Below are 23,969 nucleotides of genomic sequence, written 5' to 3'. Positions count from 1 at the left end.
ATTTCGATAAGCTTATAAACGCTATGATATATAATTCAACCATGCTTGGAAGCTACAACAGAGACGCAAAACTACTAATAGCTGCCAATGCAACCGGCCAGCTGTTCCTGCAGTTTTCCACATTCATAATGCCGTTCTATCTTAGTGCTTTAGGTTATGGAATGGACGAAATGGGAATTTTCTTCTCAATTCAGACCTTTGTTGGTGGGATTTTCTTTTTGATTGCCGGTCAGCTCTCTCTCAAACTTGGTTATAAAAAAACTTTAATTCTCGGGGCATTTTTAGGGTTAATGGGAAGAATACTGCAAGTTTTGGCCCCCAATTTTTACGTTCTTGCTCTGGGATTCTTCCTCATTGGAGCCAACATGGGGATAAGACAGCCCAACTTTTACGCTTTACTGAGTGAAGAGGTAGGAGAAAAACAGAGGCATCACGCTTTCTCTATAAGCTTTGGTCTTGGAACGATTTTAAACGCTTTGGGAGTTTTGATTGCTGGTTTTGCCCCAGACTTCTTCGTGGAGACTTTTGGACTAACTACCGAGTTGGCGTATAGGCTTGTTATTTCGCTGGCAGTTCTTCAGTTTGCCATTGTAATACCAATCCTTTTGATAATTAAAGACGTTCCCGTAAAAAATCCACGTATAAACTGGAGAAAAGAGCTGGTTGTGAAAATTCTCAAGTTTTCCCTTCCTTCGGTAATTATAGGATTGGGGGCCGGGATAACAATTCCCTACATGAGCCTTTACTTCAATCTCCGCTTTGGACAAACACTGGCCGTTATAAGTGGAGTCTACTTCGCTCAGCAGCTTGTTATGGGCTTAGGATCATTCATACTTCCAAAGCTTGTGGATAAAATTGGGCCAGTAAAGACGATATCTCTCTTCCAGCTAACTGCTGCTTTCCTCTTTGGGATTTTTCCATCAGTAGAGCTCTTTCTCTTGGCAGCTTTGGTTTACATCATCCGCTCAATTCTCATGAACATAGTTTGGCCTATAAATGATGCCTTTATGATGGGATTCTTTACAACAGAAGAAAAAGCCACCGCGGCGGGGATTAGAAGGGCTTTCTCAACTTTTATGAGAGGGCTTGGGAATTACATAGGAGGGGTGCTTTTCTCGCTTTCATTAAGTTATCCATTCTATGTCACTGCAACACTCTATGTGACGGCAACTTTGATATTCTACTTCTTCTTTGCAAAGTATAATGAGGTTTAAGCGTTTCGATAAGTTTATAAACGGGGAAAAGAAGGAAAGAAGCGATGTTGCAGAGCTATAGGGGATTCAGCAAAGATGCAAAGCTTGTTATTGCTTACTCTCTTCTGGGCAGGTTAGGTGACAGTATAGCGTGGTTTATTTTGCCGTTCTATTATTCTTCCCTTGGGATGAGTTTCTCTGACATGGGAGTTCTCTTTTCAATCTCTACTCTAGTCGAAGCCATAGTTCTTTTGGTTTCGGGTCATGTCAGTGTTAAACTAGGCTATAGGAGAACCATACTGCTTGCTGTAGGCATGTTTTTCATTGCAAGGCTTCTCCAGGTGTTTATTCCGGAATTTTGGATATTTGCAATTGCATCTGCAATATTAGGAGTGGGAATGGCACTTGAAATGCCTGCTTCGATGTCTTTGTTGAGTGAAGAAGCGAATGAGAGGAATAGACATTACCTTTTCAGTTTAAATGCCGCAGTGGGCACTATAGGCTCTGCGCTGGGGATGTATTTGGGCGGAGCTTTACCAAGCCTTCTTGATGGGTTGAATCCCTATAAGATGACCCTTTTAGTTGCTACCTTGTTGATTCCGCTTCAAGGACTTTTCATCTTTTTAGTTTCTCCTGTTTTAAAGAGGGAAGAGAGGAAACTCAGACTTGAAAAAGACCTGTTAGTTAAAATTGCCAAGTTCTCTTTTCCATCGGCTTTAATAGGCATAGGAGCTGGGGTAACGATACCCTATGTTGGGTTGTGGTTCAATAGACGCTTTGGAACTAGTTTAGAGAGTATTGGCGGTCTTTTTGCCCTCCAGGAGTTTATAATGGGGCTTGGAATGTTCATTCTCCCCATGATATCCGATAAAATCGGAAGCGTTAGGACGATAGTCGGCTTCAATGGAAGTGCGAGTTTATTGATATTTGCAATGCCCTTCTCACCAGCTTTTCCTGTTGCGGCGGTAATATACATCATCAGAACAATCTTAATGAATATAGTGAACCCAATATGGGATGCCTTTATGATGCGCTTTTTCACCACGGAAGAAAGATCAACGGCTATAGCCCTAAGGAGCTTTGCATGGACGACTACCTATGCTCTTGGGCAGGTTGTAGGTGGGGGACTATTTGATATCTCTTTAACTTGGCCCTTCTTCATAACTGGGGCGCTTTATGCCCTCTCTATGATCAGCTTCTGGATGCTTTTCGCAAAGGAGGAATGAAAAGAAAGAGTTATAAGCCTAAGCAAGTTGGTCTCATTAGATGAGAAAAATGCTAATTTTGTGAGAGGTGTGAGAGATGGCAGTTAAAGACTGCCCGGAGTGTCACGGTAGTGGGAAAGTAAAAAGCGGTGAGAAAGAGTGCGAGGTCTGCAATGGGTGGGGTTACGTCCCAGCAGATTTTAAAGTAGGTGATAAGCTCAAAGGTTACCGCAACCTGGACTATTTTGGAGTAGAGGAAGAAGTTGATGAGATTCCTTGTCCGGAGTGCCATGGAAAAGGCGTTGTTCCTGTCTATGACACTTGCCCAACATGTGGGGGAACTGGGAGAGTTTTAGTTTGTGATATCTGTGGAAAGATTAAGGAGCCCTGGGAACCCGGAATGGAGACTTCGTGGGTATGTCCAGATTGCGAGAGGAAGTATAAAGTGGTTTACGTCCTTGATAAAACCTGTGACTATGAAGATGTGGAGATTGGTAAGGTTTACAAGGGTGTGGTAGATAGAGTCGAGCGCTTTGGAGTGTTCGTGAGGCTTAATCCACACGTTGTAGGTCTGATAAAAAGGAAAGACCTCCTTGGGAAGAAGGAATACACTCCCGGGGAAGAAATTCTCGTCCAAGTTTTGGATGTTAGGCCTGAGAAGAAGGAGATAGACCTTATAGAGTCTGCTTTGAGACACTACAAGGAAGTAGTCGTTAGGAAAGAGCTTCCTGTCACTGATATTGGTGCATTAACCAAGGAAATGGCAGGAAAGACCGTTAGGATTAGGGGTAAAGTGACTCAAATACAAGTAACTGGTGGCCCAACGGTGTTTACAATAACCGATGGAACCGGCATAACGTGGGCCGCTGCCTTTGAAGCACCGGGCGTTAGGGCTTATCCAAATATTGAAGTTGGAGATATAGTGGAGGTCATTGGAAAGGTCTCATTCCATGCGGGAGAGATTCAGATAGAAATAAGTGACATGTCCCGTCTCTGGGGTCCAGATGCAGCAGAAGTGAAGAAAAAGATAGAAGAGGAGCTTAACAAAAAGGCACAACCTGAAGACATTGGCTTTTTAGTTGAAAGCGAGGTCTTGGAAAAGCTTAAACCAAAGATTATGAAAGCTGCGTTTATAATAAGAAAGGCGATATTCGAAGGAAGACCCATAATAGTGAGACACCACGCAGATACGGATGGATATACTGCCGGTTTAGCCCTTGAATACGCTATAGTGCCCCTCCTAGAGGAGATTTCTCCCGACCCTCAAGCTAGATGGAAGTTCTTTAAGAGAAGACCAAGCAGGGCTCCGTTTTATGAACTTGAAGACGTTCTCAAGGACATAATCTTTATGATAGAGGATCACGAGCGCTTTGGAGACCCGCTTCCGCTTCTTGTAATAGTCGATAACGGAGGAACAACCGAAGATATCCCGGCTTACAAACGTATAAAAGCCTACGGTGTCCCAATAGTCGTCATTGACCACCATGATCCAAGAGACTTCATCAGCGAGGACAAAGCGGCGGTTGATGAATACGTGGATGTTCACGTCAACCCCCACTTAGTTAAACGCGGTTACTATGAGCTAACGGCTGGAATGCTTGCAACGGAAATAGCCAGATTTATCTATCCGCCAGTTGAAGAGAAAATAAAGCATCTTCCCGCTATAGCTGGAACCGGAGATAGGAGTGACGCTCCGGAGTTTCAGCAGTACCTCAAAATAGCCAAAGAAAGCAAAGGGCTTGAGGAAGAAGACTTGAAGAAAATAGCGGAAGTAATTGACCATGAGGCCTACTACTGGAAGTTCATGGATGGACATGGCATTATAGATGAGCTCCTTCTCCTTACCGGCAATTTGGAAAGGCACAGAAAGCTAATAGACTCAATATATCCCGAGGTGAAAGCAAAGCAAGAGAAAGCTCTTAGAGCGTCTCTGCCTCACGTCAAGAGCGTTGTACTGCCCAACGGAATAAGGTTCAATACAATTGATGTAGAGCTGTATGCTCCGAAGTTTGAATACCCATCCCCAGGGAAGCTGAGCGGACTGATTCACGACTACTTTAAGGAGCAGTATGGAGAGGATTCCCCAATCTTGACTCTAGCTTATGGTCCAGACTTTGCGGTTGTCAGGGCAAGCGACGGGATGCAGGCTTACGGTTTTGACCTCAACGAGATAATAAAAATCCTCCAGGAAAAGCTCCCTGATGCTGGAGTAGAGGGTGGTGGGCACAGCTTTGCAGGTTCAATAAAGTTCTTTGAGGGCAAGAGAAAGGAAGTTCTTGAAGAGTTTGCCAAGCAGGTCGTAAAGCTGAAGAAAAGTTAAACCTTTTTATACCCATACAACAATTTTTCTTTGGTGGTTGCCATGTATATGGCGGAATTCAAACTTAAATATGGGGAAAGAAAATGGTATGTTAGGAGAATCGTTGAGGCTGATTCTTTTGAAAAAGCCAAAGAACTTGCAGAGCGCTACGTTAAGGCAATAAACAAGGGAGAAGTTGTCTGGGAGCTTAACGACATCTACGAGGTTGAAAAGCCCCTCACAATAACTGAAGAAATGGTAGAGAAGCTCGAAAAAGCCTAACTCCTTATTTCATCGGCATAATTTGTGTGCATTATCTTTTTCACTTCTTCAACGTTTTTTGTATGTCCCAATGCCCACATGAGCTTTGTTATTGTCGTTTCTTTTGTCATGTCCTTTGCAGGAATAATTCCCGCTTCAAGAGCCTTCCTTCCAACCTCATACTTGCTTAAGTCAACACCGTCGTAAAGGGCTTGTGTATTCATTACAACTGGAATCCTTGGGGTGATCTCTTTTATCTTGCCCAAGATGTTCCTTTTTCTATAAGGAATTCCTCCCGCACCATAGCCTTCGAGCACTATTCCTCTGTATCCAGTTTTTACAAGGGCATCTATTGCATCTCCATCCAATCCGGGAGTAAGCCTAATGAAGACCACCCGCGGATCGTATTTTGTGTCGAGTTGTGGTTCCCCTTTGGGCTTGAATTTTTCTTTGGGGATGTTGTATATGACTTCTTCTCCTTTTACATAAGCAACGTCGGGGTAATTTATGCTCATAAAAGCATTTAAGCCGAGAGCTCTTACTTTTGAGGTTCTACAGCCGAGCATTACTTTATCCATAAAAGCCACAAAAATCCCGGAAACATCTTCCATCGCGAATCTTATAGCCGTTTTTAGATTTCTTGGAGCATCGCTTTCCTTCTCGGTAACCGGGAGCATTGAACCCGTTAGAACCACGGGTTTGTCAATCCCTCTAATCATGAACGTCAGCATGGAGGCAGTATAAGCCAGAGTATCAGTGCCGTGAGTTATAACTATCCCATCGTAATCTTCTAGTGCTTTGTATGTTTCTTTTGCTATTACCTCCCAATCCTCGGGCTGGATAAGAGTGCTGTCGATATTTAAAACGTCCATTGTATCTATCTTATATCCGTTTTTCAACCTTATATTGGCTTTTTCAAGAATCTCGTCTATTGTAAGAACACTTTTAAATCCGGCATCGGTCTTTGCACTCGCTATCGTCCCACCCGTCCCAATGATTAAAATTTTTTTCATCTTCTCAGCCCCTATGTTTTTCCACTCATTGTTTTTTAGTCTTTCTGACAAAAAATTTGTGTTTTATCTCTCTCAATCTTGACATATATTCAACAAAAGGCGAAAAATAAAAGAAAATTGGAGGATATTAGTCTTTAACAAGGAAGGCCATGAGAAGCATCGCTAGGAGATTCACAGTTGCTGCATAGACAAAGCCCACTTTTAGAGAGTACGTCTGCCATAAATACCCGACTATCATAGATGCGGGAAAAACAAAAATCCCAAAGACCGTATGGTATGCCCCTATTACAGTTCCCTTCTCGAATTCTCCAGCTAGGTCTGCCATGTAAGCCCTTGGAATTGTGTCTTCAATGGCTATATAAACCCCATAGAACACAAAAGCGAGAAGAAGCATCGACAAGCTTTTAGAGTATGCAAAAAGAAGCGAAGCTAATGCTGCTACTCCAAACCCTGCTGTTATAACAACCTTTTTGCTGACCTTATCCGAGTAGTAGCCTATCGGGTATGCTGAAAGGGCGTAGATTGCATTAAATACTGCATAAAACCCCAACCCTTGAAGGACGCTGTATCCAAGCTCCTTGGCTTTCCATAGGGTAAAGGCATAGCTGTATCTTCCAAGGGCAGCTAAGGCAACAATCACTAGGAACATTCTGAGGTTTCTGCTTTTTAAAGCAGAGATCCCTTTTACCTTCTTTTTAACTTCCTTTCCCTTATCTTTGACTAGAAACAGCACGAGGAGAACCCCTACGATGCCAGGAACCGCTGAAAGCAGGAATATATGGCGATATGCCCTCTCTAGGGGGTAGCTTTTCAGAAACGCCAATAATCCCATGGCAACCAAAGGACCCGCCACGGCTCCAAGGGTATCCATCATCCTGTGGAAGCCGAAAGATTTGCCGCTTTTTCCCTTTTCACTCGATTCCGCTATTAGAGCATCTCTTGGAGCTGTTCTTATGCCCTTTCCAACCCTATCCAAAACTCTAAGCGTTAAAAAGTCCCACCATGAGCGCGTAAAGGCAAGAGCTCCTTTTGAAACTGTTGAGAGGAGATATCCAAAGGCGACAAAGATTTTTCTTTTTCTGAATAAATCACTTACATAGCCAAAAACGACTTTGAAAAGGGAGCTTAGGCTTTCTATGAGCCCCATTATTGAACCACTTGCCGCTTTTCCAACCCCTAAGACGTCGGTTAAGTAAGTCGGGACTATGGGCGCTATCATTTCACTGCTCATATCGTTGAGAAAGCTGACAATGCCAAGGAGAAAAACGTTCCAGCTTATTCCGAAGATTTTCCTTTCTTTCATTTTTCATCACCCAGAATTTCCATGCAGAGCTCTTTAACTTTCTTTTTCCCTTCTTCTAATACTCTAATGCCCTCTTGGGTTATCTCATAGAGCCTCACTCTTTTTCCATTCCGAACTTCCCATCTGCTCTTAAGGAGCCCGGTTTTTTCCATTTTTTGAAGCAAAGGGTAAAGTGTTCCAGGACTTACTTTGTAGCCGTGAGATTCGAGCTCTTTTATCATAAAAGCCCCGGTTATTGGTTCTTTGCTTGCGTGGTGTAAGATATGCAGTCCCATGAAGCCGAGGATAATGCGTCGCATCATATCGAACACCGATGTCGAATTTCGAGTTTAACTATAAAAATTTTTTGAAAGGTCACTTGAGTACATGCTTCTCCAGAACATAGCAGTAGAATTTGCCCTCTAGGACTTTCTCGCCCTTTTGATTGAAGACTTCAGCAAATACGACCTTCTTCTTTCCTTGATCTTCCACAACTTTTGCTTTAGCTAAAAGCTCGTCTCCCACTTTTACGGGCTTTGTGAACCTAACCTCTGCTTTTCCCAAAACTACCGTGGGCTCATTAACCGCGAGCATTGCGGCATAATCGGCTAAACCGAAGGTAAAGCCCCCATGAACTAGGCCGTATTCATCAACCTTCATCTCGTCCTTTGTTTTGAGTTTCACTTCTGCATAGCCTTTTTCAATTTTTACGGGCTCTCCCACAAGCTCTTTGGAAGTTAGCAGGTGGGTTCTCTGCTCCATACTAACCACCAGTAGACATTTGGCTTCACTGAATTATAAAGCTTTCACATTTTGGAGCTTTTTAACTTTCAATTAAGGTTAAGGTATTTCTTCTGGGTGGAGCAACACTAGCCTAGCAAACGTTTTTATTTTTTGAGTTCCTATTCATTCTTGGTGGGATTTGTGGAGGCTTTGAGGCATGCGATCATCTATAAGGGTTCGAATGAATTTTCAAAGCCCGAGTTAATAGGCATTATTGTACTCAAGCTCGGCCTTATGGATTATTCTGAGGCTAAAAACCTTATTGAAGAAGCCATAAAAAGGGGTATCATTGAGCAAAAGGGAGAGAAGCTCGTAATCAGAGAGGACGCTCTTAAAGAGCAAGAAGAGAGTGAGGACGTTTTTGGTGAGATGATAGATTACATTGCCAAAAATCTTGGCTGGAGCCACTTGGAGGTTCTTGAGGACTTGGAGAAGTTTTCCGAGAGATATGGGAATCTGGATAAGAAAATAGTCGCATACCTTTATGGTTTGGACAAAGGTATAGATATGTCGAAATTTAAAAATAAACTGGAGGTATAAGGATGGAAGCCCTGATAATAGTTGACATGCAGAGAGATTTTATGCCCGGTGGGGCTCTTCCAGTCCCTGATGGCGACAAGATAATTCCAACAATTGAAGAGCTTATTGAGAAGTTTAAGAAGAAAGGGGCTTTGATCGTTGCCACTAGGGACTGGCACCCTCCTAACCACATAAGCTTCAAGGAGCAAGGTGGGCCATGGCCGAAGCACTGTGTTCAAAACACCGAAGGTGCGGAAATCGTAGTAAAGCTGCCTCAAAATGCGATAATAATTTCAAAAGCTGATAAGCCAGATAAAGAGGCGTATTCCGGCTTTGAAGGCACGAATTTGGCGGGGATATTGAAGGAAAAAGATGTTAAAAAGGTTTACATCTGCGGTGTAGCAACGGAGTACTGCGTTAAGGCCACAGCCCTAGATGCCCTCAAGCACGGCTTTGATGTCTATATCATCAGGGATGCAGTTAAGGGAATAAAGCCTGAGGATGAGGAAAAAGCTCTCAAAGAATTAGAAGAGAATGGAGCAAAAATTATCAGCTCTGCTGAGCTTTGAGTCTTTTCCACTCTTTCGTCAGTGCGGATACAAGGTTAAGCACTATTGGGCCAATTATAAGGCCTTTAACCCCAAAAGCCCATACTCCTCCTATCATCCCTACGAGCACCATTATCTCATCGAGTTTGGCCTCTTTTGCAACGAGCTTGGGCCTAATTGTGAAATCTGGAACCGGAGACACAAACAAAGCCCCATAAGTTGATATCGCGAGTGCTCTTAGTATATCTCCCTGTTTTAGGAGATATATTGCCGCAACGACCCATATCATCCATCCCTCGAAAAGCGGAATAAAGCTGAAGAGTATTGTTAAAAGTCCGGCTAGTAAAGCGGTCGGGAAATCTGTAATACCTAATCCCCAGAGGCCGAGGGTCATTATGATGCCCTTGGCAATATTAAGGAGAAGCCATGCCCTTATGAGTGCCTGCAGTGTGATATCTGCCCTCTTTAATAGCTTTTCCGCCAGATGTTCGTGCCCCCTAGGAATTAAAGCATGTATTTGTCTTTTTATTTCTTCCGAATTTACGAGAAAGGCGTAAAAGGCCGCAAAGAATACGACAAGCTGAATAAGGTAGCTGGGAATCGAAAAGGCATAGTTCTGCACGTACTCGCTTAGCTTTGGAGTTAACTGGGAGTAGAGTTTCTGAAGAAGATCGTGCATGCCAAACGGGAGTTCAAGCTTCAAACTCCATGAAAGAAATGCCATTATATCCTCATAGAAAGACACGATGAGGTTTTTTATAATCAGAATAAGCTCGACAGTTATTAGGGCAGAGCCTCCAATTACGAGTGCCGTTAATATTAAGGCAGAGTTTTTTGGTGTTGTCTTTTGTATGAGCCGTTTGTGAAGTGGCAAGACCGCATAGGCCAAGATTCCAGCAAAGAATATTGCTGACAAGAGAGGGGCTATTGTTTTCCACGAGAGATAAAGGATTATAAGTGCAACAGCCCCCCATATGATTTCTTCCGCCTTCATGAGTTTCCCATTATTTGAGTTGGTTTTGGTAGTATATTAATCTTTTTTCTCTATTCCGAGTCTTTTGTACACTTCCTTTTCAATGTCCTCTGGGATTTCAGGTTTGTTGACCTTTTTTAGGACCTTCTCCTTGTCTATCAGTCCATATCTCACCAGAGCTGCTATCCTTCTCGTTTCAAAGCTGTAGCCATGCTTCTCATAGTATCTCTTGAGTGCAGGGCCTAAGATAAGGCAGTTTGTTGTATAGCCGGCAAGCTCGGGAGGTTTAAAGGGAAGTTTTTTGAGAATTTTAAAGCGCTCTTCCTCGGACATGAGGCTCAATAACCGAATTTGTATCACTCCATCGCTCATTAACCTGTATGGATGATGGCCGAAAGGCAACTCATGCCCAGTTATTATGTATCTGACTCCCTTCCTCAGAGCGTACTTTCTAAGTCTCTCCATTGTCCTTGAAGAGCACTTTTTGCAGGGAGATTTTGCCTTAAGGAGGGCGTCTCTAAAGATATCGGAGTAATCATAGCGAAGAACCGTTAAGGGAACACCCAGATGTTCGGCTATCCTCTTTGCGTTCTCTATGGCTTCTTTAGCCATGAACCCGTGGTCTATCATCACAGCCTCAAGCTCTGGAACCTTGTAGACTTCTTTTGCTAAGTAAAGAGCCACTGTGCTGTCTTTTCCGCCCGAAAAAGCTACTATGGCTTTGTCCACTTTGCTCATTAGCTCTTCAAGTTCGGCTCTTATTTTTTCTTTGTCTGGTTTATGGGCTAGGTAGTTTATGCACTCCTTGCATATTGGATTCCCATCAACGATTTTGATTTTTGCTGTCCTTTCATCGTTTATGCAGAGTGAGCACTTGAGCATGATAGAAGAAATGAAGTAGCAGTTAAAAACCTTGGGGAGCGGTTCAGGAAGTTGTGTCTTTTGGCTCGTTTCAAACTTTAATAAACTCATCCTCTATCCAGGTTGCGATGAGTGTGAACGATATCGAGAGCACCGCTATGGAGACTCCCACCGGCAGAACCTGCCACCAGTTGAGGCGGTAAGTGTATGTAGCTCCCATAATTATCGTTTGGGACATTAAGCTGCCCCAGTTGAAGCCCGGTGCTATGGAAAAGAACCCCATTATGGTAAGGAGGGCCAGAACCCGCGGAATTGCAATGGAAAGCTGGTAGAGGGAGTACGGGAAGAGAACTTTTGAGATGTGCTTCCTGAGAACCCACCACATGTTTCCACCAAGGGCTACAGAGGACTCCGCATATCCCTTCTTGAGTTCTCCCTTAACAATAGTCCGAATGTTTCTGGAGGCTTCTCCGGAGAGCAGAAAGCCCAGGAGCACAGAGAGCCACACCGGGTTTACATCTATGATGTAGTCGAGAGTGATGTTTCCAATAACGATGGCCATGGCACCTGCAAACGGGAGGAGGGGAATGACAGTTATACTCCTAGAAATGAGGTTCGCGAACCTGCCAGCGATTCCCGGAACGGCTCCGATTGTTCCGAGGATGAGGGCGAAGAGGAGTGCCATAATTGCCCCCATGACAGCAATCAGAATGCTTTCCCTTGTACTCCCGACGAACCCTGCCCACACATCCCTGCCAAGGGGGTCGGTGCCAAGAATACCATAGCTCTTTCCCTGAATCATTATTCTGACGGTCTCGTTGGGCTCAAGGCGTACGTTCTGCCTCTTGGAAACCGCTTCGACAATGATCTTATACGTCCCGTGCACGAGATTAGGGTTTTCAAGGCAGTCCTCCTTTGGCTTCGAAAAGATTATGTTAAGGACAGGCTTGAAGACTATGAAATAGGCCGGGGCAACGCCGCACCTTTCCGTCATGAGTTTATAATAGAATGGATAGTTTCTGGCTAAAAACACTCCTTCGTCCAACCCGTAGGGGTAACCCTTGAAGATGGCTATGCTGTCGTTTAGGGGAGTCACAATGGTTACTTTCAGCTGTTTTTTGACGTCCGAGAACAGGATAATATCGGTTGGGACTTCACTGTAACTAAAATTGTACTCAAAGATAAGCTTGCCGTTGGCGTAAGTTCCCTCAAGCCACTCTGTAGGGGGAAGGTTTTTCAGGCGACCATAAAATGTTGGCACTGCATTGGAAGGGTTGTGCTCCCAGTAAGCCTTATTGTTCCAGTTTTGAATGTGTTCCGGGTTTGTGAGGTAAGGCGCAAAGATTGCCAAGATGACGTACAGGGAGATTATTGTTGCTGCCACTGCAATTCTTTTCGGGACTTTACGCTTCTTCATAGGCCTCCCTCCTGGGGTCAAGGCGGAGGTAAAGGGCCTCCATTATGGTGGAATTTAAGAAGTAGAGGACTGCCATAACTAATGCAACGAAAAAGATGCCCTCAGGGAAAAACTGAAGTTTGGGGGCCCACGTCCCTTCATCTGTCTCCACGAAGTATCTGCCCAAGAAGTAACTCAGGGTGTATCCGAGCCCGGGAACATCGAAGAGCTTCTCGATGGCCATCCCGTTTATCATGAGGTTTAGGAAGTTGTAGCTGGTGAATGTCAAGAAAGAAGGAAGGACTGTTCTGAGGAGCTTTCTGCGAATCCTCCTGTCGGGAAGTCCCTTGAGGGAGTCCACCAGGAAGTACTCTTCATGGGCCTCCTGTTTTACAAGATTCCTAACGCTGAAAGCGTATATCACGATGTTTGCAAAGGTCAGGGCGAGCACGGGTATGAGGAGGGCAATGAAATGGTCGATGAGCCCTGCCGAGCCGTGAGCTTCCGCTCTCTGAATGTAGTTCATATAACTGACTGCCCCCATGTCAAACCTCCACCACAGAATCCAGAGGAACATGAGGCCCCAAAACCATCCCGGAACCCCTGAGAAGACGGGGGCAAGCAGGAGGAGAATCCTGTCGGAAATTTCGCCCCTGTGTCCAGCTCTTAGTCCCCAGTAAAGACCTAGGGGGAATATAATCGCCATGCTAAGGAGCAAAAGCGAGATTGTCATCGCAATAGACTTTTCAGGGGTTATTTTTAGCCACGTGGTGAAGAGTCCTCTCGGAGAAAGGATATAGAACTGGTATGTTTTGCCTTCATAGGTTCTTGAGATGAGGATCTTTTCTTCGTCCTTAAAAACTCCTAATGAAAACTTTAGATAGCACTTTACCCCCCGAACCATGTTCACAAGCCCTTCCTCGTCGGGATTAAGTTCTCCAGATTTAACGCAGTATGAGATTTTTTCTGGGTCTCCCACTTTTTCAGTGGCAACTTGGATCGCGATGCCCGTAACCAGAAGTACAACAATAAGTAGTGCAATGTTTTGAACTACCCTCCCCAGCAGTTTAACCACCTAGTTTGAGTAAATTTGCTTACTTTTTAAGATTTTTGTGTGAGCAATATTGCAGTTGAGTTTTGATTGGAATTAAAAGAAGGATAAAACGTCAGGGAACATAGCTTTCGATTAGAATTCTTTTCTGTTTCTCTTGACAATGGGGACAACGTCTCTCGCAACCCTTCTTGCGCTAAAGAGCGTTAAGGGATCCATTGTGCGGTATATTGCCAGCTGGCAGCCACTTATCCTAATGTCTATGTACTTTTTAGCTTCCATTGCCGCCTTTAGGTATTCTCTTATGCTTTCGGCACTCTCAAAATCCAGACCTGCTTTTTTCAGGCGTTCTTCGTTGAGCTTGTGGATTGTTAACGGCTGGAGCATCATCTCGTCAACACCGAGCGAAGCGGCTAGCTCTGCTATCTTCGGTATGTCCTCATCGTTTATGCCAGGCATGAAGATAGTTCTCACTATGGAGCGCACTGATTTGTCTGCCCCGACAATTTTAAGGGCATTTACAACGTTTTTGAAGGTGTCTGCATTTGTTATCATCTTGTGCTTTTCTCTGCTCGCTGCATCGAGGCTTACCATTACGAGGTCAAAGTCGAGCTTCTGCCACAGTTCTTTCGTTAAAAGGGAGCCGTTTGTTTGTAAGTCCAGCCTCGCATCCGGAAACCTCTCGCGAAGCATTTTGTTGACCTCAACTATTCTTGGGCTTATGAGGGGCTCGCCATATTGGGAAACGGTAATCGCATAAGGGTTTTCCCATCCGTAGTAGCCCGGCTCTGGAACCTTTCCGAGCTTTAAGGCAACGTTTGAATAGCAGAATATACAGTCGTGGTTGCATGCTGGGGTGAGCTCATAAGAAGGATGGTGTACGGGATTTTCTATGCTCAAATCTAAGCCCTGGCATCCTTGACAGTGAGTTGGAGGGATTAGATCATCAACAAACTTCTTTAACAATCTCGCCTCTTTATTTTCCAGGATTTTTGGTTCAACACCCATTTTTCTCGCAAATTCTTCCCAGCTGTATTTCATTTTCTCACCTAGAAATGCTTTGGGAAAGCATTAAAAAACTTGACGTTGTTGGGCCTGTGGTGATCAAATGAAGATAACCGTGAAGAGAAAAGCTTTCCTTGAGGAGCTGCCGAGAGTAGTTGAGAAGCTTGTTAATGAATACGGGAGCTCCTTAAAAGCCATAAACATTGAGGAAGATGAAAAAGGCTGCTACACTGTCTGGGCTACCTATGAGAGCTCTACTTTTTGAAGACTCTTACATCTAAAACCACATGCCACACTCCGGGGGCGTAGCGCTTGATTATTCTGCTCTCCAGTAGCTCCGCCTCGTAGTTGTATTCCCTTGCAGTTTCTTGAAAAGTTTTGAAAGGCTCTTCTGGCATCAGCCTTTCGGGAACTGTGTTGTGATAGTGAATTATTGCTTCGTCTTTGGCTATTTCAAGGGCTTTGGGGATGAACTCGTGAGTCTTTACAACATAGCCCATTAGGATTCTGTCGGCTATGTTCTCCCCCTTAAACTCACGGTTGTCAATGTTGTAAGCAGTCATTCTGTCCTGCACTTTGTTAAGCTCAATGTTTTCTACGAGAAATCTAAATGTGTAGGGGCTCTTTTCGATGGCTATAACTTTTGCTCCACAGTGTTTTGCTATGGGCAGGCTTAAATGCCCTATTCCAGCGAACATATCAACTACAAGCTCATCTGGCTTTGCTATGCTTGCCATTCTGACTCTTTCCTTGACGTTTGCTGGAGAGAACATCACCTTGGATGCATCAAACTTGTAGAGGATGCCGTTCTCTTTGTGGATTGTTATCGGGTTGTTCCCATAAATTATTTCGTAATTCGTTTCTCTGAACTCTCCACCGATTCTCCCCTTCCTTAAGACCGTTTTGACGCCTAATACTTCAGCATAAACCTTTGCAATCTCATGCTTATAGGGCAGAAGTTCTTCTCTAAGAGGGAGAATTAAAACATCTCCCAGCTGGACCCAATGCTTTGGAAGAAAGTCAACTAACCTGGGAGGAAGAGTTTTGCTTAGTATCTCCCGAATTCTGGGCTTTATAAGCTGGGTCTTTCTCTTTTTCATGCAATGTAAACTTCAAGAACTTCCTTAAAACCTTTTGGTTTATTGTGCAAATAATATCAAATCAGTCATTTCGGCAAAGAACGATGGAAAAAGCTTAAAAAGGAGTATTCCCCAGAATTATTTGAGAACCTCACCGGAGGTAGAGTTTGACAATGGATGATGAATCCTCGAGTAGTTTTTGGTTGACCAAGATATTAAAATCCAAAAAGAAGGAAGGCATCATTGAGCAGAAAATAACCGAAGATGCCTATAGAGACTTGAGGGCTCTTCTAATAAGGGCTAAGCCAGATATAGTAGGAGACAAAATTGTTCTAAGGCTCCCGCATGGAACTGTTGAGCTAACACGGGAAAAGCTTAGGGTAGTGGCAGATAAAAAAGAGCATGCCGAGAAAATACTCAGGAATCTCCACCACTATTCGCTGCCTCCTGGCCTCTGGCCTGCCTATGGTTTAAGCTACTCGATAAAGAAAGGTTCTCTTCTAAAAACCAGGGGTTAATTTTTTCTTTTTTGCCTTACCTCACCTCAAATATTTTAAACCTTACACGGGTATTTTAGTTAGCGGATGATGGGCCTTGCCCAGTCTGAGTCGATGATGACGTCGGTATTAGCTGACGCTTTAAATATCTTTGAGGGAGCAAGAATGACCGAGCTACTTGAGTTTTATGCAAGCGAGGCGATGACGTGCCCCAGAAGGGTTTACTTTCGTCTTAAAGGATACAAAGAAAAATGGCCTGAGTTTGTAAGGGTCAGGCTTGAGCGAGGGGTTAATACCCACAACGTTCTTGGCGAGATTCTTAAGAAGAGATTTGGTTTTGAGCTTGAAAAGCACATCGTGCTTAAGTCCCCCCGCCTCGGGCTTGAAATCCACGGAAGGATAGATGCTTTCAGGCAGTTTCCAATAGAGATAAAGGGAAAAACTTACCTCCCAAGAATTCCCTACGATTATCATTTGGCACAGCTGAACGTTTATTTGAGGTGGGCGGAAAGTGAATACGGCTATTTGTACTACGTTAAGCTGCATGAAGAGCCGAAAAAGGTTTTAAAAGGCATAGATTTTTCCAGGTTTCCAATAGTCAAGGGCAAGGGCTTTAAAGCGTTTGAAGTGCCCTACGACGAGAAGCTTTTCAAAGAGACCGTGAAGCGGTTCTACCTGATAAAAAAACATTATGAAAAGGACATCCCTCCGGAGGGATGGCATGACTACACCTGCAAATTCTGCCCCTACTATTACATCTGCTTTGGAAACGGATTCACTCCTTAGCTTTCCACTTGAGGTCTTTTTCCACAACCGCCTCTATAAGTTCTCTATTGTATAGTCCTGCTATAATTGCCCTTATTGGAACTTGGTTCAGCGCAAGTGCTTGAGGCGTTATCTTTGCTCCAAATTCCTTTGCAAGGGCATAGCTGAGCTCACTTATGCTCCTTGGTTCCTTTAACAGCTCGAGGATTTTCCTTTCTCCTTCTTCAACCCTCTGGAGATTAAATTCAAGCAGTTTTAAAGCCTCCTCTCCCTTTACGGCTCTTCCATGAGACGGTATAAGCAGAATTCCTTCCTCTGCATAGCTCATTAATTTTCTTATGGACTCCTTGAAAACCTCTGGCTCAACAAGATAAGGTAAGCCCACCGATTGAATAACCCTCTCTCCAAAAAAGCTGTCGCCTGCATATAAAACACCGTTCTCTTCATCGAGGAAACCCGTCATTCCCGGGGAGTGTCCAGAAAGCTCTACTGTTTTCAGCCCAAAGAGCTCGTCTCCCCATTCAAAAATACCGTGGACTTTAATCTCATCCGAAAACTGGTAAACTAAAAACCCTTTTGGTGCTTTTGAGCCGAAGGTCAAGAGTTCTCTGTTGATTGGGCTCTCTGCTATGGAGAACTCATATCGGTGAATGAAAAGGGGCTTTCCAAGCTTTGGGGCGATGGCTATGTGGTCAGCATGCCCATGAGTGGAGAGCATGTAATCAATCTCAAGGTTTATCTTTCTCAGCTCTCGCCTGAGGTCTTTGTGTCTCTTGCTCCCATTTCCCGGGTCAACAACTACTACATCCTCTCCGGCTTTTATCATTGTTGAAGGGCTCCCGGGGTAAAGATAAAGGTTCTCTCCGAGTTTTTCAAGGGCCATAAAATCACCTCAGCTTTTCCAATTCATCGATAAGATCTTTAAAATGTGCATAGATCTCGCTTTTCTTTAAGTAATCCAGAGCCCCCCAAAATTCGTCCAACCCCTTAGCTCCGCTCTTTTCATACTCCCAAGCTTGGAGAACCATTTCTAGCTTATCAGCAAACTTAACAAGCCTGCCTTCCAAGCTTTTTTCATCTTCGTACTCTTGAAAAAGTCTGAAATATTCAACTCTTTCAGCACCAAGAATGTCTACCATGGCCTTCCTCTCGGCTTTCTTTTTATCCACATAGTTCTGCGCCTCAAGGGGCAAATCTGTAATCCTTGCTTCGCCAAGGTCGTGGAGGAGGGCTATCTTTAGGGCTTTCTCAACGTTTATGTCTATTCCCTTTTTCTTCAGCTCGTCTCCTAAGAAAAGGGTTATCAGAGCCACTCTAAAGGTGTGTTCGGCAACGCTTTCTGGGTTGGCAACGCCTCTAAGCAGCCATCCCATTCGGGGGAGCTTTTTTAATTTTCCCGCCTCTATAAAAAGGTCTAACATCCCTATTCCTCCGTTACGTAGAGGGCTCTTTCCGTTTCAATGGCCTTGGCTATTATTCCATCCCCAACGAATCTCCCATAAACTCTAACGCTCTCCCCCTTGCCGATGTTTGGAGTTCCTGAGAACTCTATTCTTAAGTTGGAAATATGGAAAGTCGTTCTGTAACTTGGCAGTTCCATGGGTAGGAATTCTATTTTTGGTTTGTCCTCGACAATTCCTTCCACCACGACGTTCTTTCCTCTGAATTTTCCATTTTTGAGCTCGTCAATCGTAAGGATGTAATAATAGTTGTGACCGAGCTTAGTTTTCCTCACTCCCATCACCCTTATAACTTGCAATCTCGTGAGAATAATTTGGGTGAGTGAGATGATAAAGGTTGCGATTATTGGTGCCGAAAACGTTGGCAAGTCAACGCTCATGAATGCCCTCTTGGGAAGGAAGGTATCCGAAACACAGCCTATTCCCGGCACCACAAAGGGAGTTATAAAAAGGGCCTTTGGAACTGTGAAGATACCAAAAACAATGAAGAATCCCTTTGGAGGCGCGGATGAGCTGGTTTTAATCGACACTGCTGGTCTTTATGATCCACAACATGAACTTAGAGGAAAAGTTTTGAGCGAGGAGAAGTTCAAAGAGCTCTTGAATGAAATCGCTTCAGCGGACATAATTATCCACATGATAGATGCCCAGTACGGTCTTCACAGGGGAATGGAAAAGCTCCATCACCTCCTCAAGTTCCGCTATGAAAAGCCGATAATAGTGGTTGTCAATAAAATAGACCTCGTGCCGAGAGAAAAAGTTGAAGAGCTTAGGGAAATCATCAAGAAGAGGCTTGAGCAAGAACCAATAATGCTGTCACTGGTTACCTACGAAGGATTTAACGAACTTTTGGAAAAGCTGGCATATTACGCCCAGTACGCCAAGAAGTCTTAACCAATTTTAGAATTCCTTCAATGCTCAGCATTTCATCCAAAGGGGCATATTCCTTCGCAAGCTCTTCTGCTAGTTCTTTGGGAAGGCCGTTTTTGATCAGTGCTTTCTTAAACTTTCTTTTCCCCCTCTTGATAGCCCTTTTCATTCCAGCCAGCTGCCATAACGTTTTGGGCAGAATCCACATTAATCGCAGGAAAGATAGAAAGAGAGAAAGACCCATCAAAGCTCCTCCTCAAATTCGTCCTCCTCAATCTCTATCTCGCTCTTCTTTTTCTTTCCGAGGTTTTGGAGCTCTTTAAGGCCCTCAAGTTTGCCCATTTTCTCTTTCATAAAAGCTCCCACAAGGGTCTTTATGATGTTCATGCTTTCCATGTACTCCTTTGTAAGCTCAAAAGCTTTATCCGGATCCATTCCAGCCCCGACAAGCTCCTTGTAGAAGTTTGCAACGTTTTTCCCAAACTTCTCTGCCTTTTCTGGATCATATACATCGTTTAGGAGGTCTTTTATTGGCCCGAAAATGGACTCCATAATCTTTGGCAAGTGCTCTGAGACTGCACTAAGGATTTCGCTAACTTCTTCCGCATCATCTCCGCCTTCTTTCTTCTTTGGGACTGTATAAAGCATGTCTTCGAGCATTTCTATTTTTTTCTCGATGAGCTTTATGTCCTCTTCGCTCTTTGCTTCTCTGAGTTGTTGTGTGAGCTCTTTAATGGTATCTTCTATGAATTTTTTTGCTCCTATTTCGCTTTCCATTGCTTCTTCAATCTTTTTCTTTATCTCTTCACCAAATTTTTCATTAAATTCCATTTCAATCACCTCAATAACTACTTTGTCTGGTCAAACTTAATTGGGATTCCGATCAAATCAAACCACTTATTGAGCACTTCCTTTCTGAGTGTGTAGGCTTTTCCTTTATCTCCATCAACTTCTTCAACAACATTAAGGTCGAGTAAGTAGTGAATCCTCTCCCTAACGGTATTTCTCGAAGCTTTGCCTCTTCGTCTCTTTAATTCCTGTGTGATCTGGCTTATGTTTGCAACTTTTAAATCGAAGAGAATTCTCACGATTTCTCTCGCTATTGGGTCATTTCTTATCTCCGGCACGACGACATCTATTCCCAATCCACCATACTGGGCGTAAATGTTAATCAGGCGGAGATAATTGTCTGCAAGTCTTGAGACCATTTCAAAGCTTGTCATAAGGTCATCTAAGGCTTTTCTTAGGGTTTTAACTTCCTCTGAAAGCTTCTTGACATCCTGTTCTTCTGGCATCTTTATCCCACTTTCATATTATGTTGGTCAATTCATATAGGGTTTCTGATTAGAACTGATCAGTTCTTAGATGAACTTATCTTAATTGTACAAATTGGCTTCTAATTAATATTAGTAATGTCTTTCCAGTATTTAAATATTTCCTTTGGAGAAGTTTTTGAAATAAAGAATAGAATAACCGGAAATCAAAACATAGTTTCTGGCTTTTGGTGTGAGTATTATTTCGATCCTCACATGATTTTTCTCTGGAAGTTCATCGCCTCGTATCTCGCGTACTCTCTCTCAACTTCAGGCTTCCTCTCCTTCTCCCAAAACCTTCTCAAACTCTCAAAGCCAAACATCACACATCACCAATAATTAATAGAATGCTCAAACTACAAGGAAATACTGGTCAAAAATGGGCAGAAAAGATGAAGAAAAGGGCTTTAACTTTGCTACCCTTACAGCTCCACTTCATAGTCTTCTAATTCCCTGTTAAGGGCTTTAGTAACCACAAGCTTTCTTCTCTTGTCTTTTTTGAATTCTATAATGGTTGTGGCCAATTCTTCTAGTAAAGCGAGGACTTCTGGCTTAGTTGCATTTAGAATATCTCGGTTCACAAAGTAGAAGGCGATCCTGCGAGTGTCTCCCAAAAATGTTGCGAGCACATTGATAAGCTGTATCTCTTCGTCTCTTATAATGCACCATCTTTCTATTCCAAAGAGAAACACAACTGTAAACTTTTCACTTACTATCTTATCAAAAATCTGACGGTATTCACTGACTAATGCAGGCAAATCTCTATCTCCTCTCAAAAATCCAACCATATTTACTTCAGATATTTCATGGTATCCAATTTCAATGAATTTTGCTTTTTTCAACTCTTCACACTGGGGGATTTCTAGTTTCGTTCGCCTTAGGCATAACTCCACCCGATTAAAGAAATCAGTTACCAGCACTTGGTATTTCTTGGCATCAGCCCACTTTACTGCTTCAGTGGTGAATGGTATTGGGTCATCTTTGGATGAATATTCTACTAACACAATCTCTCCCGGTTTCAGCTTGTCAAAGACTTCTAACACTGTACCACCTCTAATATTATCCATGACGTTACAAAATTTAAGATTTTTGTCTTGCAGATTTATTTTTTGCTTAAATATGGATTTGAAAAGAAAAAAATCAACACTGGCAAAGCTTTATGAAAACTCTCCTTCTCCTCGGTCCATCAAGCTCTACAAAGATAACGCTCTGCCAAGTGCCAAGCAAAAGCTTCCCCTCTTTTATTGGGATTGCAAGGCTCGGATTTAGGAGGATACTCCTCAAATGGGAATGTGCGTTCCTATCTATCCTGTCGTGCTTGTAGCCTTTCCCTTTGGGGATAAGACTTTGAAGGAATTCTTTAAGGTCTTCAAGGAGTCCGCTTTCGTTTTCGTTGATGAAAAGGGCCGTGGTTGTATGCTGCGTAAAAATTACTGCTATCCCTTCTTTCACGTCAGCTTCCCTTATTTTCTGGTTTATTAAGTGGGTGATGTCAATCAGCTCAAACTCCTCTCTCGTTGGGATCTCGATCTCAAAGAGCATGCCTTACTCCCCCAAAATTTCTTTAGCAACTTTTCTCCTCGGAGTTTTTAAATAAATTATATGCGAAACCCCGTTTACTCCATGCTCTGCGCGGGATATGAGCCGCTGCTCCTTAAAGAACACGCTCCCAAGTGCGAGCTGGGAAGCTAAGTCCCAGAGCCGGTGTTCCTGCTCACTGATTTTCTCAAACCCGGGAAGTTTATAGTAGGTTCTCTTGAACACTCCTCTAATTGGGTCGTAGCCTTCGTGAAGAGAGATTAGTGTGTATTCATCGCTTTTGGTTTCCACAAGCATGTCCTTGTACCCCACTTGGTAAAATATTCCATAAACCCTGTCTGCCTCTTCAAGAAGGAAAACTCCATTGTCACTTAGCGTTAAAGCCACGTTAGCGAAGAGCTTTACGGCATCGAAAGCATCAAAATGTGGCATTGTGAGACCCCATAGAATGGCTACATCGTGCTTACCAACGAGTTTTGCGACTTCCCTCGCATCTCCTGCAACTATTTCTGGCTTCAAATTTAAACCTGCTATCTCAATCCACTTTTCAACCTTTTTGAGGTCTTCCTCTCTTGCATCGAGGACTGTAAGGGCTTTGGCATCGGTCGCTTTGGCCATTGCCACGCCAGCTATTCCCGTGCCGGCACATATGTCGAGAACTCTTGGCGCTTTAGGGAGCAGTCCCTCTTCATCCAACTTCTCAAATGCCTCCACTATTCGATGGAACCTCAGAATTGCCCTCTTATCATCTGGATTCATTCTCCATTGAAGATAGCGATAAAGTTCTTTGAGGCTCATAAGAATTCACCAAGGAGTATTATTGAGAATTTATTTAAGGGTTTCTCCAAACCTTTTTAAATCCCCCACTGAACTTCAAACCATGTATGCGATCATCTACGGAAAGAACCCAAGGCTGAGTGAGGCGGAATTTTGGGCTTTCGTAAGAAGGTTTAGGTTAAAGGTTAAACTCGTCGAGAATTCAACGCATTGGATAGTTTTTGAGAGTGACAAGAGCATAGAAAGACTTTTCCACAGGCTCGGCGGTTCTTTAAAGCTGGTTAGAATCATTGGTGAGAGCGAAGAAGCTATAAAAGACCTAGATTATGCAAAGCTCTTTACCCTGAGCCTTTATGGGAAAGATGACTGGAAACTCTGGAGGAAGCTGGGGAGCGAAATAAAGAAAAACTTTAAATCCCACGGCCCTGCAAAGTTCTTCAAGCCCGCCAAAGTATATGCGATGCCTTCTGAACTTATCCTAAAGGGCTTTCCTGAAGTAAAGGATTTTGTCTTCATATTTGGGGAGAGACTTTACGTTGGAGAGACTGCAGCTGTTGCGGATCCATTTGAGCTCAAAAAGCTCGACGTTGAGAGGCCAGTTCAGAGGGCTATCTTCTCAATTCCCCCACGTTTGGCTAGGATAATGGTAAACCTTACAGAGGTAAGGCAAGGCAATTTTCTCGATCCCTTCTGCGGAATAGGCACCATAGTGCAGGAGTTCCTGCTTCAAGGGCTCAATGCTTATGGAAGCGATTCCGATGAGAGGGCAATTAAAGGAGCTAAAGAAAACCTAAGGTGGTTAAGAAAGGAATTTAGAACTAAGAAAAGTGCTCACCTTGAGGTTTGCGATGCAAGGAAGCTCAAGCGTTGCTTTAGAATTAAATTCGACGCAATAGTTACGGAGCCGTATATGGGCAAGCCCCTAAAGTATCGCCCCACGAGAGGAGAAGCTATCCAGCTAGCCAATGAGCTTGACTGTTTTTATTATCAAGTTTTTGACAGCTTTAGAAACGTTTTAAAAAGAAACGGGAGAGTTGTTTTCGTTTTTCCTGCATACAAGCTCAGCGATGGAAGAATTTACCGCAAAGATAGGAAGTGGCTCGAAAAGCTTGGCTTTGAGGTGTTAGCTAAATATACAGACTTTGAGGAGAGACACAAGGTTGTTAGAGACATCCACGTCTTGAGATTTAGAGGATAGAGCTATTGGAACTTTTCCACCTATTTTTCCCTCTTCTGTTGTGCTTTCTTTGGAGGTTTCTAAATAAATTCAACAAAATTTC

At 43.5% G+C, this 23,969-nt stretch carries 29 protein-coding genes; 11 read left to right on the top strand and 18 right to left on the bottom strand.

Going from position 1 to position 23,969, the window contains the following annotated elements; genetic code table 11:
* The first annotated feature begins 41 nt into the window (after window positions 1–41).
* From NF865_RS05535 to NF865_RS05520, 4 genes are all read left to right on the top strand, one after another.
* Window positions 42–1,214: an MFS transporter gene (locus tag NF865_RS05535; RefSeq protein ID WP_253303800.1), complete on the top strand. Its 1,173-nt coding sequence runs from the start codon at window positions 42–44 to the stop codon at window positions 1,212–1,214.
* Between the two features lie 44 nt (window positions 1,215–1,258).
* Window positions 1,259–2,419 carry an MFS transporter gene (locus NF865_RS05530; protein WP_253303799.1) on the top strand — a complete coding sequence of 387 codons (1,161 nt, stop codon included), beginning with the start codon at window positions 1,259–1,261 and terminating at the stop codon, window positions 2,417–2,419.
* A 76-nt stretch (window positions 2,420–2,495) separates the two neighbouring features.
* Complete coding sequence (locus NF865_RS05525; RefSeq protein WP_253303798.1) at window positions 2,496–4,718, top strand: DHH family phosphoesterase; 2,223 nt, start codon at window positions 2,496–2,498, stop codon at window positions 4,716–4,718.
* A gap of 42 nt (window positions 4,719–4,760) precedes the next feature.
* Window positions 4,761–4,979: a hypothetical protein gene (locus tag NF865_RS05520; RefSeq protein ID WP_253305570.1), complete on the top strand. Its 219-nt coding sequence runs from the start codon at window positions 4,761–4,763 to the stop codon at window positions 4,977–4,979.
* Here NF865_RS05520 and NF865_RS05515 read toward each other — a convergent pair.
* The 4 genes from NF865_RS05515 to NF865_RS05500 all read right to left on the bottom strand — a co-directional run bounded on the left by NF865_RS05515 (window position 4,976) and on the right by NF865_RS05500 (window position 8,015).
* Window positions 4,976–5,971: an asparaginase gene (locus tag NF865_RS05515; protein ID WP_253303797.1), complete on the bottom strand. Its 996-nt coding sequence runs from the start codon at window positions 5,969–5,971 to the stop codon at window positions 4,976–4,978. The genes NF865_RS05520 and NF865_RS05515 overlap by 4 nt on opposite strands.
* Window positions 5,972–6,098: 127 nt before the next feature.
* On the bottom strand, window positions 6,099–7,274 hold the full coding sequence (locus NF865_RS05510) for an MFS transporter (RefSeq protein WP_253303796.1): 1,176 nt from the start codon (window positions 7,272–7,274) through the stop codon (window positions 6,099–6,101).
* Complete coding sequence (locus tag NF865_RS05505) at window positions 7,271–7,576, bottom strand: PadR family transcriptional regulator (RefSeq protein ID WP_253305569.1); 306 nt, start codon at window positions 7,574–7,576, stop codon at window positions 7,271–7,273. Before NF865_RS05505 ends, NF865_RS05510 begins: the two co-directional genes overlap by 4 nt.
* A 52-nt stretch (window positions 7,577–7,628) precedes the next feature.
* On the bottom strand, window positions 7,629–8,015 hold the full coding sequence (locus NF865_RS05500; protein ID WP_253305568.1) for a PaaI family thioesterase: 387 nt from the start codon (window positions 8,013–8,015) through the stop codon (window positions 7,629–7,631).
* A 153-nt stretch (window positions 8,016–8,168) separates the two neighbouring features.
* Between NF865_RS05500 and NF865_RS05495 the strand changes: the two genes are divergently transcribed.
* A complete protein-coding gene (locus NF865_RS05495) occupies window positions 8,169–8,576 on the top strand; it encodes a DUF2240 family protein (RefSeq protein ID WP_436317644.1) in 408 nt (135 codons plus the stop codon).
* Window positions 8,577–8,578: 2 nt separating this feature from the next.
* Entirely contained in the window at window positions 8,579–9,124 is a 546-nt protein-coding gene (locus tag NF865_RS05490) for a nicotinamidase (protein ID WP_253303795.1), read from the top strand.
* On the opposite strand, the gene NF865_RS05485 is transcribed toward NF865_RS05490, so the two are convergent.
* The 5 genes from NF865_RS05485 to NF865_RS05465 form a co-directional block, all read right to left on the bottom strand.
* On the bottom strand, window positions 9,105–10,097 hold the full coding sequence (locus tag NF865_RS05485) for an AI-2E family transporter (RefSeq protein WP_253303794.1): 993 nt from the start codon (window positions 10,095–10,097) through the stop codon (window positions 9,105–9,107). The two genes, NF865_RS05490 and NF865_RS05485, sit on opposite strands and share 20 nt — an antisense overlap.
* Window positions 10,098–10,133: 36 nt before the next feature.
* Window positions 10,134–10,958, bottom strand: a complete 825-nt coding sequence (locus tag NF865_RS05480) for a Dph6-related ATP pyrophosphatase (protein WP_253303793.1) — start codon at window positions 10,956–10,958, stop codon at window positions 10,134–10,136.
* Window positions 10,959–11,028: 70 nt separating this feature from the next.
* Complete coding sequence (locus NF865_RS05475; RefSeq protein WP_253303792.1) at window positions 11,029–12,354, bottom strand: ABC transporter permease; 1,326 nt, start codon at window positions 12,352–12,354, stop codon at window positions 11,029–11,031.
* Window positions 12,341–13,408, bottom strand: coding sequence for an ABC transporter permease subunit (locus tag NF865_RS05470; RefSeq protein ID WP_253303791.1), 1,068 nt, complete (start codon window positions 13,406–13,408; stop codon window positions 12,341–12,343). Before NF865_RS05470 ends, NF865_RS05475 begins: the two co-directional genes overlap by 14 nt.
* A gap of 111 nt (window positions 13,409–13,519) precedes the next feature.
* Window positions 13,520–14,425: a radical SAM protein gene (locus NF865_RS05465; protein ID WP_253303790.1), complete on the bottom strand. Its 906-nt coding sequence runs from the start codon at window positions 14,423–14,425 to the stop codon at window positions 13,520–13,522.
* 67 nt (window positions 14,426–14,492) lie between these two features.
* On the opposite strand from NF865_RS05465, the gene NF865_RS05460 reads away from it, so the two are divergent.
* The gene (locus NF865_RS05460) at window positions 14,493–14,654 is read left to right on the top strand and encodes a hypothetical protein (RefSeq protein WP_253303789.1); all 162 of its coding nucleotides are present in this window, start codon (window positions 14,493–14,495) and stop codon (window positions 14,652–14,654) included.
* Here NF865_RS05460 and NF865_RS05455 read toward each other — a convergent pair.
* The gene (locus NF865_RS05455; protein WP_253303788.1) at window positions 14,644–15,489 is read right to left on the bottom strand and encodes a class I SAM-dependent methyltransferase; all 846 of its coding nucleotides are present in this window, start codon (window positions 15,487–15,489) and stop codon (window positions 14,644–14,646) included. The two genes, NF865_RS05460 and NF865_RS05455, sit on opposite strands and share 11 nt — an antisense overlap.
* A gap of 152 nt (window positions 15,490–15,641) precedes the next feature.
* Between NF865_RS05455 and NF865_RS05450 the strand changes: the two genes are divergently transcribed.
* Together NF865_RS05450 and cas4 are read left to right on the top strand one after the other, a co-directional pair.
* Complete coding sequence (locus tag NF865_RS05450) at window positions 15,642–15,986, top strand: hypothetical protein (protein WP_253303787.1); 345 nt, start codon at window positions 15,642–15,644, stop codon at window positions 15,984–15,986.
* A 144-nt stretch (window positions 15,987–16,130) separates the two neighbouring features.
* A complete protein-coding gene (gene cas4, locus NF865_RS05445) occupies window positions 16,131–16,751 on the top strand; it encodes a CRISPR-associated protein Cas4 (RefSeq protein WP_253305566.1) in 621 nt (206 codons plus the stop codon).
* On the opposite strand, the gene NF865_RS05440 is transcribed toward cas4, so the two are convergent.
* Genes NF865_RS05440 through NF865_RS05430 form a run of 3 tightly spaced genes read right to left on the bottom strand, consistent with a single transcriptional unit; the run spans window position 16,741 to window position 18,465 of the window.
* A complete protein-coding gene (locus tag NF865_RS05440) occupies window positions 16,741–17,613 on the bottom strand; it encodes an MBL fold metallo-hydrolase (RefSeq protein WP_253303786.1) in 873 nt (290 codons plus the stop codon). The genes cas4 and NF865_RS05440 overlap by 11 nt on opposite strands.
* Before the next feature lie 4 nt (window positions 17,614–17,617).
* Entirely contained in the window at window positions 17,618–18,151 is a 534-nt protein-coding gene (locus NF865_RS05435; RefSeq protein ID WP_253303785.1) for an HD domain-containing protein, read from the bottom strand.
* Window positions 18,152–18,153: 2 nt separating this feature from the next.
* A complete protein-coding gene (locus tag NF865_RS05430; protein ID WP_253303784.1) occupies window positions 18,154–18,465 on the bottom strand; it encodes an OB-fold putative lipoprotein in 312 nt (103 codons plus the stop codon).
* A gap of 52 nt (window positions 18,466–18,517) precedes the next feature.
* Between NF865_RS05430 and NF865_RS05425 the strand changes: the two genes are divergently transcribed.
* Window positions 18,518–19,084: an Era-like GTP-binding protein gene (locus tag NF865_RS05425; RefSeq protein ID WP_253303783.1), complete on the top strand. Its 567-nt coding sequence runs from the start codon at window positions 18,518–18,520 to the stop codon at window positions 19,082–19,084.
* A gap of 219 nt (window positions 19,085–19,303) precedes the next feature.
* Here the strand turns inward: NF865_RS05425 and NF865_RS05420 are convergent, their stop codons facing one another.
* From NF865_RS05420 to NF865_RS05400, 5 genes are all read right to left on the bottom strand, one after another.
* Window positions 19,304–19,891 (bottom strand): hypothetical protein, encoded by a 588-nt coding sequence (locus tag NF865_RS05420; RefSeq protein ID WP_253303782.1) that lies wholly within the window; start codon window positions 19,889–19,891, stop codon window positions 19,304–19,306.
* A 17-nt stretch (window positions 19,892–19,908) separates the two neighbouring features.
* Complete coding sequence (locus NF865_RS05415; RefSeq protein ID WP_253303781.1) at window positions 19,909–20,355, bottom strand: ArsR family transcriptional regulator; 447 nt, start codon at window positions 20,353–20,355, stop codon at window positions 19,909–19,911.
* A gap of 440 nt (window positions 20,356–20,795) precedes the next feature.
* The gene (locus NF865_RS05410; RefSeq protein ID WP_253303780.1) at window positions 20,796–21,416 is read right to left on the bottom strand and encodes a DUF257 family protein; all 621 of its coding nucleotides are present in this window, start codon (window positions 21,414–21,416) and stop codon (window positions 20,796–20,798) included.
* Window positions 21,417–21,513: 97 nt separating this feature from the next.
* A complete protein-coding gene (locus NF865_RS05405; protein ID WP_253303779.1) occupies window positions 21,514–21,915 on the bottom strand; it encodes a secondary thiamine-phosphate synthase enzyme YjbQ in 402 nt (133 codons plus the stop codon).
* A gap of 3 nt (window positions 21,916–21,918) precedes the next feature.
* Window positions 21,919–22,710, bottom strand: a complete 792-nt coding sequence (locus NF865_RS05400) for a class I SAM-dependent methyltransferase (protein WP_253303778.1) — start codon at window positions 22,708–22,710, stop codon at window positions 21,919–21,921.
* An 82-nt stretch (window positions 22,711–22,792) separates the two neighbouring features.
* Between NF865_RS05400 and NF865_RS05395 the strand changes: the two genes are divergently transcribed.
* Window positions 22,793–23,887 (top strand): methyltransferase domain-containing protein, encoded by a 1,095-nt coding sequence (locus NF865_RS05395; protein WP_253303777.1) that lies wholly within the window; start codon window positions 22,793–22,795, stop codon window positions 23,885–23,887.
* The last annotated feature ends 82 nt before the right edge of the window (window positions 23,888–23,969 follow it).

Source organism: Thermococcus aggregans (assembly GCF_024022995.1).
GTDB lineage: Archaea > Methanobacteriota_B > Thermococci > Thermococcales > Thermococcaceae > Thermococcus_A > Thermococcus_A aggregans.
Note: the sequence above shows the minus strand (reverse complement) of the source record. Positions and strands in the feature narration are given on the sequence as shown.

Bases quoted from the DNA above. Each gene is read 5' to 3' on its own strand.
- NF865_RS05440 (WP_253303786.1), bottom strand. From the start codon at position 17,613: ATGGCCCTTGAAAAACTCGGAGAGAACCTTTATCTTTACCCCGGGAGC.
- NF865_RS05460 (WP_253303789.1), top strand. From the start codon at position 14,493: ATGAAGATAACCGTGAAGAGAAAAGCTTTCCTTGAGGAGCTGCCGAGA.
- NF865_RS05490 (WP_253303795.1), top strand. From the start codon at position 8,579: ATGGAAGCCCTGATAATAGTTGACATGCAGAGAGATTTTATGCCCGGT.
- NF865_RS05505 (WP_253305569.1), bottom strand. From the start codon at position 7,576: ATGATGCGACGCATTATCCTCGGCTTCATGGGACTGCATATCTTACAC.
- NF865_RS05535 (WP_253303800.1), top strand. From the start codon at position 42: ATGCTTGGAAGCTACAACAGAGACGCAAAACTACTAATAGCTGCCAAT.
- NF865_RS05530 (WP_253303799.1), top strand. From the start codon at position 1,259: ATGTTGCAGAGCTATAGGGGATTCAGCAAAGATGCAAAGCTTGTTATT.
- NF865_RS05405 (WP_253303779.1), bottom strand. From the start codon at position 21,915: ATGCTCTTTGAGATCGAGATCCCAACGAGAGAGGAGTTTGAGCTGATT.
- NF865_RS05395 (WP_253303777.1), top strand. From the start codon at position 22,793: ATGTATGCGATCATCTACGGAAAGAACCCAAGGCTGAGTGAGGCGGAA.
- NF865_RS05475 (WP_253303792.1), bottom strand. From the start codon at position 12,354: ATGAAGAAGCGTAAAGTCCCGAAAAGAATTGCAGTGGCAGCAACAATA.
- NF865_RS05435 (WP_253303785.1), bottom strand. From the start codon at position 18,151: ATGTTAGACCTTTTTATAGAGGCGGGAAAATTAAAAAAGCTCCCCCGA.
- NF865_RS05515 (WP_253303797.1), bottom strand. From the start codon at position 5,971: ATGAAAAAAATTTTAATCATTGGGACGGGTGGGACGATAGCGAGTGCA.
- NF865_RS05415 (WP_253303781.1), bottom strand. From the start codon at position 20,355: ATGCCAGAAGAACAGGATGTCAAGAAGCTTTCAGAGGAAGTTAAAACC.
- NF865_RS05420 (WP_253303782.1), bottom strand. From the start codon at position 19,891: ATGGAATTTAATGAAAAATTTGGTGAAGAGATAAAGAAAAAGATTGAA.
- NF865_RS05450 (WP_253303787.1), top strand. From the start codon at position 15,642: ATGGATGATGAATCCTCGAGTAGTTTTTGGTTGACCAAGATATTAAAA.
- NF865_RS05455 (WP_253303788.1), bottom strand. From the start codon at position 15,489: ATGAAAAAGAGAAAGACCCAGCTTATAAAGCCCAGAATTCGGGAGATA.
- NF865_RS05465 (WP_253303790.1), bottom strand. From the start codon at position 14,425: ATGAAATACAGCTGGGAAGAATTTGCGAGAAAAATGGGTGTTGAACCA.
- cas4 (WP_253305566.1), top strand. From the start codon at position 16,131: ATGACCGAGCTACTTGAGTTTTATGCAAGCGAGGCGATGACGTGCCCC.
- NF865_RS05525 (WP_253303798.1), top strand. From the start codon at position 2,496: ATGGCAGTTAAAGACTGCCCGGAGTGTCACGGTAGTGGGAAAGTAAAA.
- NF865_RS05480 (WP_253303793.1), bottom strand. From the start codon at position 10,958: ATGCTCAAGTGCTCACTCTGCATAAACGATGAAAGGACAGCAAAAATC.
- NF865_RS05485 (WP_253303794.1), bottom strand. From the start codon at position 10,097: ATGAAGGCGGAAGAAATCATATGGGGGGCTGTTGCACTTATAATCCTT.
- NF865_RS05520 (WP_253305570.1), top strand. From the start codon at position 4,761: ATGTATATGGCGGAATTCAAACTTAAATATGGGGAAAGAAAATGGTAT.
- NF865_RS05400 (WP_253303778.1), bottom strand. From the start codon at position 22,710: ATGAGCCTCAAAGAACTTTATCGCTATCTTCAATGGAGAATGAATCCA.
- NF865_RS05425 (WP_253303783.1), top strand. From the start codon at position 18,518: ATGATAAAGGTTGCGATTATTGGTGCCGAAAACGTTGGCAAGTCAACG.
- NF865_RS05500 (WP_253305568.1), bottom strand. From the start codon at position 8,015: ATGGAGCAGAGAACCCACCTGCTAACTTCCAAAGAGCTTGTGGGAGAG.
- NF865_RS05510 (WP_253303796.1), bottom strand. From the start codon at position 7,274: ATGAAAGAAAGGAAAATCTTCGGAATAAGCTGGAACGTTTTTCTCCTT.